The following is a 14183-nucleotide window of genomic DNA, read 5'->3' as shown; positions in this document are numbered from 1 at the left end:
GCCCGCGCCGACCCCCGCCGGGACGGGCGGCGTGCTGCTCTACGAGGACTTCGCGGACCCGCGCGAGAGCGCGCTCACCGCCGAGGATGATGCGATCTCGCGGTCGGCCTTCGAGGACGGCGCCTATCTGATCGAGGTGAAGGAAACCGACACCCTGGCCTGGTCGCTCACCGACCGCACCTACGGCGACATCGCCATCGAGGCCGACTCCACGGCCGGCCCCGGCGCAGCGGTCGCCGCCGCCGGGCTGATCTTCCACTACCAGGACGCGCAGAACTTCTACCTGTTCAGCGTCTCCGGCGACGGCTACTACGCCCTGGAGCTGCTGGAGGATGATGTGTGGCAGACCCTGATCGACTGGACCGAGTCCGACTCGATCAACGTCGCCCGCAACACGCTGCGCGTCGAGACCAAGGGCGACCGGATCACCCTGAAGGTGAACGGCTATCTGCTGGAGGCGACGCAGGACAGCGCGCTCTCCGGCGGGGACGCGGGGCTCGCGGTGAGCAGCTTCGACGCGAGCCAGGTGACGATCCGCTTCGACAACCTGCTGATCACCAGGAGTCCCTGATGCTCCCCGAGCGACTCTCCGCCTCGCTACGCTACTTCACGGGCCTGGCCCTCCAGCCGGCCAACCGCTGGGACGGATTCGACCTGAGCGCGCCCGAGTCGCGCGAGGCCTCGCTGCGCGGCCAGATCCTCTTCTCGGGCTGCGCCCTGGCCGCCCTGGCCGCCCACCCATCCGCCGGCGCCGACGAGGCCGCCCTGGCCGGCGACGCCCTGGCCGCCCTGGTCGACCGCATGATCCAGCGGAGGGTCTGGGCCGTCTGGGCAGCCGAGACCGAGCGGGCCAGCCGCAAGCCCGACCCGGTGGACGCGGGGTACGGCGCCTACAGCGGCGCCCTGAGCGTGCTCCTCGGCCTGCAGGCCGCCGTCGGCGGGCAGGTGCGCTACCTCGACGACCCCTTCGTGCTGCGCTGGTCGGCCGATGTGCGGGCCAGCTACACCGCCGATGAGCTGGCCGAGTCGCTCTGGCGGCAGGCGCGGGCCTCGCCCGAGGGGGCGATCTCCTGCGAGGCCGACACGGCCACGGCCAGCGGCATGGCGGCGGCGCTGTGGGCGCTGCGCCTGCACGACGCGGCCTACGGGAGCGCGTACGGGGCGGCGGGCGACGCCTGGCTATCAACCCTGGGCGGGCGCATGGCCATCCGCGGGCCGCGGCTGCCGGGCCGGGGCGCCCTCGCCGGGAGCCTCAGCCTGCGCAGCCGGCGGGCGAGCCTCGGCGGCGACGCCCTGGAGGACGCATGGGCGCTGGCGCTGACGGCGTCGCTGGACCGCGACCTCGTGGCGCGGCTGGCCGAGCGGCACTGGCCAGCCCTGCCGAAGATCCGCGAGCGCGGCGAGCACCTGGCGGCGGCCTTCAGCTACCTGCTGGCGGTGGAGCTGGGCGACGCCGAGCGCGCGGCGGGGCTGCTGGCCTACGCCGAGGAGCGGCTTGGGCCAGAGGATGACGCCGAGGTCGGCCGGCGCTACGCGGGCGCCCCGGCGGCCCCCTGGGTGACGGCGCTGTTCGCGATCGGCGAGGCCGGCGGGCTGGGGCGGCTGCTGGCGGCGACGCCGCCGGCAGCGCCGGCCCCTCCGGCGGATTCTATGGGCGGCGACTTAGCGCACGCCGCGTGACGCCAAACTGTCAAGTGCTTCTGAAACCATGTCTAACCATATTTTGTTGAGCGCCCCCCGCTAGCTGCCCATCCGGCCCGCCCTGCGGGTCTGGTCGGACGCCCAGCGGCTGGGCGGGGCCATGGTCAGCCGGCAGAGGCCCAGCAGCACCGTGTCATAGTTCACCCGCCAGCCGGCGAAGTCGCGCCAGGCCTGGTCGCGGTCGGCCTTGAGCGGCAGGCCGGCGGCAAGCAGCTCGGCGTAGGCCTGCTCAAACTCCTCGCGGGAGATGCTGATCGGGTCGTCGGGGTGCGGGTCGGGGTCGTAGGGCAGTAGGAAGTAGGATGCGATGCTGCGCAGGGCGACGAAGCCGGCGCGCAGGCAGAGCGAGGCGTACACATCGAAGGGCAGGTCGATGGTCGAGAGGCGCAGGGCGGCGGCGTCGAGGACGACCCCGGCGGCGGTGACCCAGGAGCGGTTGGGGCTGGGCGAGCGGAAGAAGGCCAGGGCGGCCAGCGAGGTGTGGCTCTCCTCAAGCTCGACGAACCACTGCTCCCAGCCGGCCCAGAGCGGGGTCAGGGCGGCGATCTCGCCCAGGGCGTGGAATCGGCGCAGCATATTCACCGCCGAGGGCGCGCCGCCGTCGTAGTCCGCGCTGCCGGGGAGCGGGCCGGCGCGCACCTCCAGCAGGGTGACGGCCGCCTCGCGCCGCGAGAAGGCGCCGTACATCGTGGGCAGGTAAGAGATCAGCAGGGCGGTGAGGATCATGCCGAAGGCGGCCTCGCTGTAGCCCAGCAGCGTGCCGGGCAGGCCTGCGGGGAAGGCGAAGCCCAGGGTGAGCAGCGACGAGCCGCTGATGCGGAATGCATCCCACAGGCCCTCGCCGCTGGCCCAGAACATCGCCGCGTAGCCAAGCACCATCAGCGCCAGCCAGGTCAGCAGCAGGGTCAGCAGGCCGATCGGCGCGTACAGCGCCATCACCCGGTCGCGCTCCAGGTAGCTGCGGGAGAAGGCGTTGCGCAGGTTAAAGAGCCGGCGGGTGACGCGGAAGACGAAGCCGGCGATCTTATCGGCGGCGTTGCGCGGGAGCACGAAGATGCGGATGGCCGACATCAGCGTGAGGAAGACGAGGGTCAGGCCAGAGAGCAGGGCGACAGCGCGGGCGAGCAGCATGGGGACTCCAGCGACGAAAACGTTAACACCGATCTTATGCGGCGTTAACACGGTTCTAATATAGCCCGGCTATACTGTAGACAGTTGAGCGCGGCGGACGATTTGCGGTGGTCCTCCGCCCGCCAAACAATACGACCCACACACAACCCCACCACCGCCTCCAAAACCCTCTTCCCGGTCGCCTGGCAACCCAGGCGGCCTCTTCTTTTTTAGACAAGATTGCAGATTGTAGATTGTAGATTGCAGATTTGGTGCAATAGAATGCCATTTACGGCATCAAACTGTAGAGCAACCTGAAATCTTGTCTTAGGCACCCGCATCATTGGCACCCGGGCACCCACATTGGGGCGCCCCTACCTTGTGGGCGCGGCGACGACGATCATGCGCGGGCTGCCGGTGATGTACTCGTCGAGATCGTAGGAGCCGTAGACGGCGCGCAGGCTGAAGCCGGCCCGGGCCAGCAGGTGCTCGATCTCGTAGCGGTAGAACCAGCGCAGGACGAAGCGCATGGTGCGCCGGGAGAGCTGGCCCTGCGCGTCGGTCTCGTCGTAGATGTAGGTGACGTGGGAGGTCTGCGAGGCGGCGTCGCTGTCGATGGCGACGAGCTTCTGCACCTGGCGGCCGTCCAGCTCGTAGGAGCGGTCGAGCACGAGGCGGTTATCCTCGCGGGCGATCTCGATCGGGTCGGGGTTAAACAGGTCGAGCACCAGCGTGCCCCGGCGGGCCAGCGCGCGCCGAGCCGTCTCCAGGGCCGCCAGCTGGTCGCGCACCAGCTCCAGGTGCATGAACGAGTTGATCGCCACAAAGGCCAGGTCGTAGGTCTTCGATGGCAGATCGACGCTGCGCACATCGCCCTCGATCAGGTTGGCCGAGACATCGGACTCATCGAGGCGCTGGCGGGCGATAGCGAGCATGGCCGGCGAGATATCGACGCCGGTGATCGGGTGGCCGTCCTCAGCCAGGGGCAGCAGGACGCGGCCGGTGCCGCACATCAGCTCCAGGATCGGCCCGCCCGCGCGGCGGGCCATCTCGCGGAAGAAGGGCACGTCCTCGTGGAAGCCGCGGAAGTCGGCGTCGTAGTAGCGGGCGAACGGGTCGTAGGTGTTCATGTTCTATGATTGCAGATTGCAGATTGCAGATTGCAAAAACCGCAATAGAGCATACGTAACGCTGTCACCCTGAGCGAAGCGAAGGGTCCCGGCCGGGATTCTTCGCTTCGCTCAGAATGACAGGACACCTCACAGCGTTACGTATGCGGTATTGCCAAAAACCAATCTGCAATCTGCAATCTGCAATTGACTAGATCGCCCCGAAGAGCGCCAGGATCCCGAGGAAGATCACGCCGAAGATGACCAGCCCGGCGACGCCGAAGCTCAGGACGCGCGGGTTGATGATCGGCTCGAACTGCGGGGTGCCCGGCTGCTTCATCTGGGCTGTGCCCGAGCCGCCTGTGGCGGGGGGCAGGGAGGATGGGCGCGGCGGCGCGCCCATCTGCTGCGGGGCCGAGGGCGTGGTGGGCAGCTTCGTCTCGCTGCCGCTGTTCATCCGGCCCGCGCCGCGCAGCGCCGACGTCAGGAGCGAGGCGACGACGGCGAAGATGATGATGCCGCCCATGATCAGGTCGGAGCCGACCCGCATGCCTGTGGCCTGAAAGATCGCCCCCGACAGGAAGGAGGCCAGATTCGGGCCGATGACGATCGCGAGAAAGATCACGATGCCGATCCAGTTGTTGCCGCCGCGCTTTTTCTGCATAGGAGTCGCTCCTCTGTATTGCAGATTGCAGATTATAGATTGCAGATTGCACCCAATCTACAATCTACAATCTACAATCTGCAATCTGCAATTGTCCTCAACCCGGGTAGGCCCGGACGATCAGGCGGTGGGTGTAGACCCCGATCGGCACGCAGGTGATCAGGGTCAGCACCTCGTCGCTGGTCGGCGCCATCACCCATGTCTCCTCGGGCAGCAGGGTGAGCACGTCGCGCACGATGTAGCGGCGCTCGCCGCCGCCGGTCGCCACATAGATCTCATCGCCGACGGCGGCGCTCGGCAGCTTGCTGAAGATGATGCCCCGGTAGCCGACGTGCCCGGCGACGACGATGTTGCCGGGGGTGCCGGGGTAGCCGGAGATCGGCCAGTAGTGGGCGGCCGTGTAGCGCGGCACGTCCCACTCGCCCAGGGAGAAACCGGCGCTGACGATGTCGGTGTCCACGCCGATGCGCGGGATGCGCACGTGGCTGGGGCGGATCGCGCCCCAGGCCTGGTCGGCCGACTCGACCGGCGCGACGGCCCAGTCGGGCGCGGGGTGGGCGGCGAGGTACTGGCGGCCGAGGTGGCCGAGCTGCACCTGGTAGCGCGGATCGTTCTCGGGGTGGTACTCGAAGCGGGCGCGCTCGAAGTACTGCACCGTATAGCTGCGGCCGTCCTGGCCGTTCAGCTCGGCGAAGGGCTCAGAGATCGGGTAGCCGAAGGTGGCCAGCCCGCCGCCGCTGAGCCAGAAGCTGCGGAACGCGCCGCCGAGCGAGTGGCCCGTCTCGGGGTAGTAGCTGGCGCCGGCGGGGGCGGCGGGCGCCCAGGCGAAGGCTGGCTCGCCGGCGCGGCCCTCGGCGGCCCAGCGCCCCAGGTGGCCGGCCAGGGTGACGCCCAGATCGCCGTGCCACTCCAGGCGGGCGCGCTCGAAGTACTGCACGGGCCGCCCGCCCTCCACGAAGACCTCGGTGATCGGCAGGCCGATGATCGGCAGGCCGCCCTGGCGGTCGTAGAACTCGCGGAAGCTATAGGCCAGCGTGTGGCCCGTCTCGCTGAAGCGCACCGGCCGGCCGGCCGCCGTGTTGGCGCCCGCCGGCGTCGCCGGCACGATAGCCACAAGGGCCAGGGCGATCAGAAGGATCAGTCGTCGCACGGGATGCTCCAGGGTGGGGGAGGGTTTGAGCGAAGGTATACGCCCCCATTCTAGCAGATAGTGGCCAACCCGAGTAGGGGGCGCGGCGGCGCTGCGCCCATCAGGGCGCGACGGCGACCAGGGCGGGGTCGGGCAGGCCGTCGGGGCCGACGACCATAACGCTCAGGAACCAGCGCCAGAGGATCATGTCGGCGGGGCGGCCGCTAATGATCAGCAGGCTGTTCTCGCCGGGGCGCAGGCGTGCCGGCGCGCTGTGGCTCCAGCGCTCGTTGGTGCGGAAGCTCTCGGCGGGGACGTGCTCCTCGACCGCCAGCGGCTGGCCGTTGAGGTAGATCTGCGGGGCGCTGGCGGAGCTGTAGGCCACCCGCACATCGCGGGCGTCGGGGCTGCGCAGGGTCGCCAGGGCGTAGCCTTCGAGGGCGACATCATGCCAGCCGCCGGACTCATCCCTGAACGGCAGATTGAACAGCTCGGTGAGGTTCTGGAACTCGCCGTGCGCCGGCCCGTGGCGGTGCGTCCGCCAGCCCAGCCCGGGGCGCGGCGCGCCGGCCGCGTCGAGCAGATCATCGGGGGCGAGCGGCTGATCGGCTGGGCGGATCAGGGTGCGCCAGGCCCCCACGGTCGGGAAGAGGGTCTGCGCGGTGAAGCGCTGCTCCAGCGTGCGCCCGCCCCAGCGCAGGCGCAGGTCGAGCGACCAGCGCATCGTGGCGGTGGAGCCGTCCCAGGCGAAGGGGCAGGCGATGATCGTGTCCTCGGCGAGATCGCCCACGCTGAGCGGCTCGGCGCGCTCGCCGTCGGGGCCGACGATGCGCCAGACGCCCTCGGCCTGCGCGGGCGATCCGTCGCGCGGGGCGGCGATCACCAGGGTGCCCAGATAGCGCGCGGCGTCCTCGGGGGCGGTGTGCTCGTAGACGCGGGCGAACGGCCCGCCCAGGCGGGCGACGGCGCGCAGGCGCGCGTCGCCCTCGGCGGCGAGGGCGGCCCCGAGCAGGTCGGCGTCGGCCAGCCCCTCGGCGGACGGGCCGAGCAGGCGGCGGGCGTCGGCGGCGCGCAGGGCGGCGCTCCGCCCCGCGCCGAGCAGGCTGGCCGGCGCGGCGAAGCTGGCGTCCAGCACGGCGGGCCGCCCGCGCGGGCGGGGCGGCAGCTCGGCCACCAGCGCCTGGGCGCCCTCGTCGTAGCGCCAGCCATCGAATGGCGCCCCATCCAGGCGCAGCGACTCGGGCCGGCGCACAAACTCCAGCCGCAGCGTGTCGCGCCGCTCCACAGGAAGCCCCGGGCACGCCCCCTCGGGCGGGCCGACCGTCACCGTGACGACGCGCCCCTCGTCTGCGGCGCGCATCGTCACCGGGGTCCACTCATACTCGCCGGAGCGGTAGCCATCGCCCTCGCCGGCGTCGGCGTAGACCCGCGCCGCGCCGGCGGGGCCGGGAAAGATCGAGAGGATCAGCGCATCGGCGGGCTGCCGGTCGCTCGGGCCGAGCGGCGCGGCCATGGGCAGGATGCCGCCGGCCCGCACCAGCTGCGGCAGCGCCGCGAGGTCGCCCTCTAGCCGCGCCCAGGCCGGGCCGTGGAGCAGCTCGCCGGTGGAGCGCTCGACCCAGTCGCCCGGCGGCACCCAGAGGTCGGCCGGGGCCAGGCCGCTAGCCGGGTCGGCCGGGTGGACGATCGGCGCGACGAGCATCTGGTCGCCCAGCATGTACTGCTCGCGGGCGACGTAGGCTGCCTCATCGTCGGGGCACCTGTAGTAGGTGGGCCGGCAGGGCGCCAGGGCGCGGTCGGCGTGGACGCGGGCCAGGCTGTAGAGGTAGGGCAGCAGGGCGTAGCGCGTCCTGAAGGCCTCGCGGGCGGCCGCGAAGGCGTCGGGCGGGAAGGCCCAGGGCCGCCGCTCGGCCAGGGGGTCGTTGGTCGAGTGCATGCGCAGGATGGGGCTGAGCGCGCCGGCCTGCACCCAGCGGGCGTAGAGCTCGGGCGGGACGGCGCCGAAGTGCCCGCCGATATCGTGGCTCCACCAGCCGTAGAGCACGTTGGCCGCCGTGGCGGTGAAGTGGGGCTGGAAGCGCAGCGCCTCCCAGGTGGCGAAGGTGTCGCCGGAGAAGCCGATCGGGTAGCGGTGGTTGCCCAGGCCGCCCCAGCGGCTGAAGACAAGTGGCCGGCGGCCGGGGCGGCGGCGCATATCCTGGAAGTGCAGGTGGTTCAGCCAGGGCAGCGGGTCGAGGCCGGGCAGCTCGCTCTCGCGGCCCTGCTGCCAGTCCATCCACCAGAAGTCCACGCCCTGCTCCTCCAGCGGGTGGTGCAGCAGCTCGAAGTAGGCCCGGGCGAAGGCCGGGTCGCTGATGCGGAAGGGCACGCCCGCGCCGCCCGCCGGGTCCGCGCCGACGGCGCGGGCGAAGGCCGGGTAGGCCTCCTCGAAGGGCTGCACGCCGTCGGCCGGGTGCAGGTTGAGGGTGGCGCGCAGCCCCTGATCATGCAGCCACGACAGGAAGGCCGGCGGGTCGGGGAAGAGCTCGCGGTTCCAGGTGTAGCCCGTCCACCCCGGGGGCAGATGCCAGTCCATATCGATCACCAGGGTGTCGAGGGGCACCTCGCTGGCCTGGAACTCGGCCAGCAGGGCGCGCAGATCCCGCTCGCGGTAGGCGTAGTAGCGCGACCACCATGCGCCGAGGAGCCATCGCGGGATCATGGGCACGCCGCCGCCGAAGCGGGCGTACTCGGCCAGCGCGCCGGCGTAGTCGTGGCCGTAGCCGAAGAAGTACCAGTCCTGGCGCTCGCCCTCGGCGGCGGCCTGCACCCAGCCGCCCTGCGGGTCGAAGCGCACATTTGAGCTGTCGTCGAAGAGGCTCCAGCCCGAGCGCGAGAGCAGGCCGGGCTCCAGCGAGGCCTCGCCCCGACACCCGTCGAGGGTGCGGCGTGCGCCGCGCAGGTTCAGCGGGTCGCGCGCGCCGGGTACCCAGCGGACCTCCTTCCCGGCCAGCATCAGCCGGATCTCCAGGCTCTCCGGGCCGAGCCTGCCGCCGGCGTAGTGCAGGCGCAGGGCGCCGGTGTCGATCAGCAGGCCATCGCCGGCGATCTCGCGCTTAAAGGGCGGGGCGGGCGCGCGGCGGGTGGGGAAGGCGTAGCTGGGCCGGTCGTCGTGGGCGGCGCCGGGCGACCACTCCAGGCGAAGCAGGCGCGGCGTGAGCACGGTGAAGCGGGCGTCGCCGCGCGCCACCACCGCCGCCGGGTCGGCCAGGGGGTCGCCGAACAGGCCGACGCGGGCGAAGAACTGCTCGGACATGGGAGACTCCAGTGCTGAGTGCTGAGTGCTGAGTGCCGAGTGCTGAGTGCTGAATAATATCAAATCTTGATTGACACCGTGCATCCTGTCATGCTGAGCGCAGCGAAGGGTCTTCCCATCCACGCGACTGGAAGATGCTTCGCTGCGCTCAGCATGACATGCCCACGGTCTTGCCAGATTTGATATAAAAGCCTCCGCTCGTCAGGAGGCATCTACAGGCTATGCTATCATACAAAGCGTGAGCGCTACGCTTCCGCGCTCACGCCGTTTTCCTTCATAGCAGCGGCACAAGATGTACCAGTTCAGCACTCAGCATGTGCACGAGAGAGGGGCGACCATGGACAGAGTGGTCTACGTGGTGAGCGACCTGCACCTGGGGCCGGGGAGTCTGCCGGACGGCACGCTGGACCCGCTGGAGGACTTCACCGCCGGCGAGGACTTCGCGCGCTTCCTGGCGCAGATCGGGACGGGCGGCGACCCGGTGGAGCTAGTGATCGCCGGGGACCTTCTGGAGGTGCCGCAGACCCTGCCCGAGGTCGGGCTGGCCGCGCCGACCGACCACCTGGGCAGCACGGAGGAGGAGTCGCTGCGGCGGGTGCGGGTGATCATGGGCCAGAGCCCGGAGGTCTCCAGCGGGCACCCCGAGGTCTTCGCCGCGCTGCGCCGCTTCATGGTGGAGGGCAACTCGGTCACGATCATCGCCGGGAACCACGACATCGACCTGCTGTGGGGCGAGGTTTGGGCGGCGGTCTTCGACGCGATCTACCCGCCCGGCGCGGCGGGCGACCTGCGGCTCTACGAGTACTGCTACACCGTGGGCGATGGGCCGGCGGGGCGGGTCTACATCGAGCACGGACAGGAGCACGACAAGGCCAACCGCTTCGGCGACCGCATGACCATGCCCTTCGCGCTGGACGACCAGGGCGTGCGCCGGCTGAAGCGCTGCTGGGGCACCCTGTTTGTGGAGAAGGTCTACAACAAGCTTGAGCGCGACCGCTGGTTCATCGACAACGTCAAGCCGATCCCGAAGGTGGTGAGCCTGGGCCTGCGCAACGACTTCCGCTTCACGGCGACAGCGCTGGGCCTGATGGCGACCTTCCTGCTGACCAGCGGGCTGCCGCCGATCTTCGGCGGGGGCGGGGGCGTGCTTGGGGCGACGGCCGACGCCGCGCCGCAGGGGGCCGAGGATGTGGTCGCGGCGATGGCCGAGGACGAGCTGCGGGCGCAGATCGAGGCGCAGCTGGACGACCCGGCCTTCCGCGCGGAGTTCGAGGAGGCGGTGCGCGGGGCCGACCAGACATCCCTGGGGGCGGCGCTGAGCGGCGCGGCGGCGCCGATGAGCATGGGAGAGGCGGCCGGCGAGAGCGTAGTGCTGGGCGGGGCGGGGGCCGAGGGCGACGACTACCGGCGGGCGGCGCGGGCGGTGCTGGAGGGCGACCCGGCGGTGACGACGGTGATCATGGGCCACACCCACGCGCCGATCGACGGCTACACCAGCCCGCTGGACCTGGCCGACGGCCGGACCTGCTACTACTTCAACAGCGGCACATGGACGCGCCACCTGAAGGATCAGGACCGCGACTACAGCTGGGCCGAGATCGCCGACCTGGCGAACTACACCTCGTCGAACACCTACATCAAGCTGGAGCCGCAGGCCGACGGGTCGTATAAACCGACGCTGGGCAACTGGGGGAGCACTGAGGCACTGAGGCACTGAATGTGGGAGAGGTGAGGAGAGGAGAGGGCTTGTCCCTCTCCGCAAAAACACGCTTTCCCTGCGGCGTAGGGGCGGCGTAGGGGCGGCTCGCGAGCCGCCCCTACCCGCATGCGGCCATGGACAGCAGCAGGAGCGCCTGCATGCCGGGGCCGAGGTTCTGGGGGAGGATAAACTCATCGAGGCGGTGGGCGTTGCCGCCGTCGGTGATGCCCACGCAGATGGCGGGCAGCCCCTGGCTGAGCGGGATGTTGGCGTCGGTGCTGCTCTGCTGAAAGCTGATCGTGGCGCCGGCGGCCTGGTAGGCGCCGACGGCGGCCTGCACGAGGGGGTGCTCGCGCGGGATCGTGCCGGAGGGCCGGTCGCCCACGGTGGTCGCGCTGACCCGCACGTCGGGGTGCTCGGCGGCGGCGGCGCGCACCAGGCGGTCGACCTGCGCCGCCAGGTCGGCGAGGGCGGATGCGCTGACCGAGCGCATATCGAGGAGCATGCTGGCATGCTGGGCGATCGTGTTCACCGAGGTGCCGCCCTCGATCACGCCGATGTTGAAGGTGGTGCGCGGGGCGCGGGGCACGCTCAGCTCGGAGATGCGTGAGGCCAGGCGCACGAGGGCGTGGATGGCGCTCGGGTTGCCGTAGTTGCCCCAGGAGTGGCCGCCGGGGGCGGCGGCCTCGATCCGGTAGCGGCGTACGCCGATGGCCTGGTGGTGGAGCGTGCCGAAGTCGCAGCCCTCGAGGACGACCACGGCGGCGACATGGTCGCGCAGGCGGTCGACGGCGGCGCGGATGCCGCGCAGGTCGCCGAGGCCCTCCTCGCCCACGTTGGCCACAAACCAGACGTCGCCCCGGTTCGGCAGGTCGTGGCGCTGGAAGGCGTCGGCGAGGTGCAGCAGGCCGGCGACGCCGGTACTGTTGTCGCCGATGCCGGGGCCGTAGACCCGCTCGCCGTCGCGACGGATGCGCAGGTCGGTCTCGATCGGGAAGACGGTGTCGAGGTGGGCGGAGACGAGCAGGCCGGGCTGGCGCGAGCGGCCGGGGCGACGCCCGTAGACATTACCGATCGCGTCGTGCTCCACATCCTGGAGGCCGAGGCCGCGCATGCGCTCGACAACCAGCTCGCCGCGGCGGCGCTCGTCGAAGGTGGGCGCGGGCACCTGCTGCACGGCGATGGCCGTCTCCAGGACGGGCCGGTAGTCTGCGAGGTCGGCGCTGGCCCGCTGGACAGCGGGGTCGGCGCGCCAGCGATGGATGTCCATGGCGCTCTCTTTTAGGGAGGGTACAGCGGATAGGGTACAGGGTACAGGTGCGCGCACCGGTCAACGGTACATAACGCTTGCCGATAAAGTGTCCGCAAGCCTCACTTGAGATGAAGGCTACGTGTTGTTGGGAGAGCGCGATATGCCAATGCCGCCGACTGGCCGCGAGCCCGGCGGGGACTCTCAGGCTACTGATTATGTCCGATCATCCCGCCCGTGTCAATTTGCCACCGCATGGGACTCGTGGCATACTGACGCAGCAAATCTTTATGAGGGGACAGGGAACAGGGGACAGGGGACAGGCAACGCGAGTGAGGAGGCCTATAGCCTCCCCCACCCCACCCGGCTCCTACTCCCTATCCCCTGTCCCCTGTTCCCTGTCCCCTAACAAAGGAGCGGGCCATGTCGTTGCTGCCGACAACCTCGATTGCGGCGATCGCGGACTACGCCGGGCAGACGGTGACTCTGTCCGGCTGGATCTATAACAAGACGGAGAAGGGCAAGCTGATCTTCCTGATGCTGCGCGACGGCAGCGCGACCATCCAGTGCGTGGTGTTCAAGAAGAACGTGGCCGAGGAGGTCTTCGCGCGGGCCCAGCAGCTGACCCAGGAGTCGGCCTGCCGGATCACGGGCGAGGTGCGCGCGGACGAGCGCTCGGCGAGCGGCTACGAGCTGGACGTGCGGGATGTGGAGATCGTCAGCCTGACCCATGACTACCCGATCTCGCCGAAGGAGCACGGGGTGGAGTTCCTGATGGAGCACCGGCACCTGTGGGTGCGCTCGGCGAAGCAGCACGCGCTGCTGCGCATCCGGGCCGAGGTGATCGCGGCGGCCCAGGAGTGGCTGAACGCGCAGGGGTTCATCCGCTACGACTCGCCCATCCTGACGGCGACGGCGGCGGAGGGCACGACGAACCTCTTCGGCACCGACTACTTCGACCTGGGGCGGGCCTACCTGGCGCAGACCGGGCAGCTCTACGTGGAGTCGGGCATGATGAGCTTCGGCAAGGTGTACTGCTTCGGGCCGACCTTCCGCGCCGAGAAGAGCAAGACCCGCCGGCACCTGACGGAGTTCTGGATGATCGAGCCGGAGGTGGCCTTCGCCGACCACGACGACAACATGGTCCTTCAGGAGCAGTTTGTGAGCGCGATCGTGCAGCGGGTGCTGGATCGGCGCGGCGCGGACCTGAAGACGCTGGAGCGTGACACGGCGCCGCTGGAGCGGGTGCTGGCACCCTTCCCGCGGATCAGCTACGACGAGGCGGTGGATCTGGTGAACACGAGGCACGGCGAGGTGGAGGGCTGCACGCCGATGGTGTGGGGCGAGGACTTCGGGGCGCCGCATGAGACGCTGATCGCGCAGCAGTTCGACCGGCCGGTGTTCGTGGAGCGCTACCCAAGCGCGATCAAGGCCTTCTACATGGAGCCGGACCCACAGCGGCCGGAGGTGGCGCTCTGCGCGGACCTGTTGGCCTCCGAGGGCTACGGCGAGATCATTGGCGGCTCGCAGCGAATCCACGACGCGGCGCTGCTTGAGGCGCGCATCCGCGAGCACGGGCTGAACGTGGACGACTACCAGTGGTACATCGACCTGCGGCGCTACGGGACGGTGCCGCACAGCGGGTTCGGCATGGGCATCGAGCGGGCGGTGGCCTGGATATCGGGCACGCGCCACATCCGCGAGACGATCCCCTTCCCCCGGCAGCTGTACCGGATCTACCCGTAAGCAAGGGCTGAGGGCTGAGGGCTGAGGAGCTAGCCCTCAGCCCTCAGCCCTGAAGGTGCGCGATGTAGCGCTCAGCCGAGCGATGGACGGCGGCCTTGGCGTCGGAGGCGACGATCTTGCCGTCCCAGGAGCCGTAGATGCGGTCGAAGGCGAACGGCTCGACGGCGGCGACGATCCGACGCACGCCGGATGGGCTGAGCGGGATGAGGTTGGGGTAGCTGTACATAAAGCTGACATAGCGCCGGTCGCTGACGACCATCATCGTGTCGCCGGTGAAGAGGGCGCCCCGGCCATCTGCGCCATCGGCCCAGTGGAGGACGCTGCTGCCGGGGAAGTGGCCGCCGCAGCGGATGAGCGTAAGCCCCGGCAGAGGCGCGTAGGTCTCGCCCTCCCAGAAGGTGATGGCGGGGTCGGGGCGCATGACCCAGGGCCGGTTGTCGGCGTGCAGGAAGATCGGCGCGTCGAAGGCGCGGCTCCACTC

The 14183-nt window shown here is 70.3% G+C and carries 9 protein-coding genes and 2 pseudogenes; 4 read left to right on the top strand and 7 right to left on the bottom strand.

The window, feature by feature from the left end; translation table 11 throughout:
- Together K2Z83_RS22620 and K2Z83_RS22615 are read left to right on the top strand one after the other, a co-directional pair.
- A pseudogene (locus K2Z83_RS22620) lies at positions 1–571 on the top strand (zinc ribbon domain-containing protein); the annotation flags it as partial.
- Positions 571–1680, top strand: coding sequence for a hypothetical protein (locus K2Z83_RS22615; protein ID WP_220597442.1), 1110 nt, complete (start codon positions 571–573; stop codon positions 1678–1680). The pseudogene K2Z83_RS22620 and the gene K2Z83_RS22615, both read left to right, overlap by 1 nt.
- 60 nt (positions 1681–1740) lie before the next feature.
- Here K2Z83_RS22615 and K2Z83_RS22610 read toward each other — a convergent pair whose 3' ends face one another.
- The 5 genes from K2Z83_RS22610 to K2Z83_RS22590 all read right to left on the bottom strand — a co-directional run bounded on the left by K2Z83_RS22610 (position 1741) and on the right by K2Z83_RS22590 (position 9008).
- Complete coding sequence (locus K2Z83_RS22610) at positions 1741–2832, bottom strand: hypothetical protein (RefSeq protein ID WP_220597441.1); 1092 nt, start codon at positions 2830–2832, stop codon at positions 1741–1743.
- 353 nt (positions 2833–3185) lie between these two features.
- On the bottom strand, positions 3186–3941 hold the full coding sequence (locus K2Z83_RS22605; RefSeq protein ID WP_220597440.1) for a class I SAM-dependent methyltransferase: 756 nt from the start codon (positions 3939–3941) through the stop codon (positions 3186–3188).
- Between the two features lie 190 nt (positions 3942–4131).
- Entirely contained in the window at positions 4132–4584 is a 453-nt protein-coding gene (locus K2Z83_RS22600; protein WP_220597439.1) for a hypothetical protein, read from the bottom strand.
- 97 nt (positions 4585–4681) lie between these two features.
- Positions 4682–5734, bottom strand: a complete 1053-nt coding sequence (locus K2Z83_RS22595; protein WP_220597438.1) for a sortase — start codon at positions 5732–5734, stop codon at positions 4682–4684.
- Positions 5735–5834: 100 nt separating this feature from the next.
- Positions 5835–9008 carry a glycoside hydrolase family 31 protein gene (locus K2Z83_RS22590; protein ID WP_220597437.1) on the bottom strand — a complete coding sequence of 1058 codons (3174 nt, stop codon included), beginning with the start codon at positions 9006–9008 and terminating at the stop codon, positions 5835–5837.
- Positions 9009–9345: 337 nt separating this feature from the next.
- On the opposite strand from K2Z83_RS22590, the gene K2Z83_RS22585 reads away from it, so the two are divergent.
- A complete protein-coding gene (locus tag K2Z83_RS22585; RefSeq protein ID WP_220597436.1) occupies positions 9346–10725 on the top strand; it encodes a hypothetical protein in 1380 nt (459 codons plus the stop codon).
- A 100-nt stretch (positions 10726–10825) separates the two neighbouring features.
- Here K2Z83_RS22585 and K2Z83_RS22580 read toward each other — a convergent pair whose 3' ends face one another.
- Positions 10826–11977 (bottom strand): M20/M25/M40 family metallo-hydrolase, encoded by a 1152-nt coding sequence (locus K2Z83_RS22580; RefSeq protein WP_220597435.1) that lies wholly within the window; start codon positions 11975–11977, stop codon positions 10826–10828.
- Between the two features lie 402 nt (positions 11978–12379).
- Here K2Z83_RS22580 and asnS point away from each other — a divergent pair, with 402 nt between their 5' ends.
- Entirely contained in the window at positions 12380–13702 is a 1323-nt protein-coding gene (gene asnS, locus K2Z83_RS22575; RefSeq protein ID WP_220597434.1) for an asparagine--tRNA ligase, read from the top strand.
- 43 nt (positions 13703–13745) lie between these two features.
- On the opposite strand, the pseudogene K2Z83_RS22570 reads toward asnS, so the two are convergent.
- Positions 13746–14183: pseudogene (locus K2Z83_RS22570) on the bottom strand (MBL fold metallo-hydrolase); the annotation flags it as partial.

The sequence above is a fragment of the Oscillochloris sp. ZM17-4 genome (assembly GCF_019599295.1).
Taxonomy (GTDB): domain Bacteria; phylum Chloroflexota; class Chloroflexia; order Chloroflexales; family Chloroflexaceae; genus Oscillochloris.
Note: the sequence above shows the minus strand (reverse complement) of the source record. Positions and strands in the feature narration are given on the sequence as shown.

Coding starts and splice junctions, on each gene's coding strand:
- asnS (WP_220597434.1), top strand. CDS start 12,380: ATGTCGTTGCTGCCGACAACCTCGATTGCGGCGATCGCGGACTACGCC.
- K2Z83_RS22615 (WP_220597442.1), top strand. CDS start 571: ATGCTCCCCGAGCGACTCTCCGCCTCGCTACGCTACTTCACGGGCCTG.
- K2Z83_RS22585 (WP_220597436.1), top strand. CDS start 9,346: ATGGACAGAGTGGTCTACGTGGTGAGCGACCTGCACCTGGGGCCGGGG.
- K2Z83_RS22605 (WP_220597440.1), bottom strand. CDS start 3,941: ATGAACACCTACGACCCGTTCGCCCGCTACTACGACGCCGACTTCCGC.
- K2Z83_RS22590 (WP_220597437.1), bottom strand. CDS start 9,008: ATGTCCGAGCAGTTCTTCGCCCGCGTCGGCCTGTTCGGCGACCCCCTG.
- K2Z83_RS22600 (WP_220597439.1), bottom strand. CDS start 4,584: ATGCAGAAAAAGCGCGGCGGCAACAACTGGATCGGCATCGTGATCTTT.
- K2Z83_RS22580 (WP_220597435.1), bottom strand. CDS start 11,977: ATGGACATCCATCGCTGGCGCGCCGACCCCGCTGTCCAGCGGGCCAGC.
- K2Z83_RS22610 (WP_220597441.1), bottom strand. CDS start 2,832: ATGCTGCTCGCCCGCGCTGTCGCCCTGCTCTCTGGCCTGACCCTCGTC.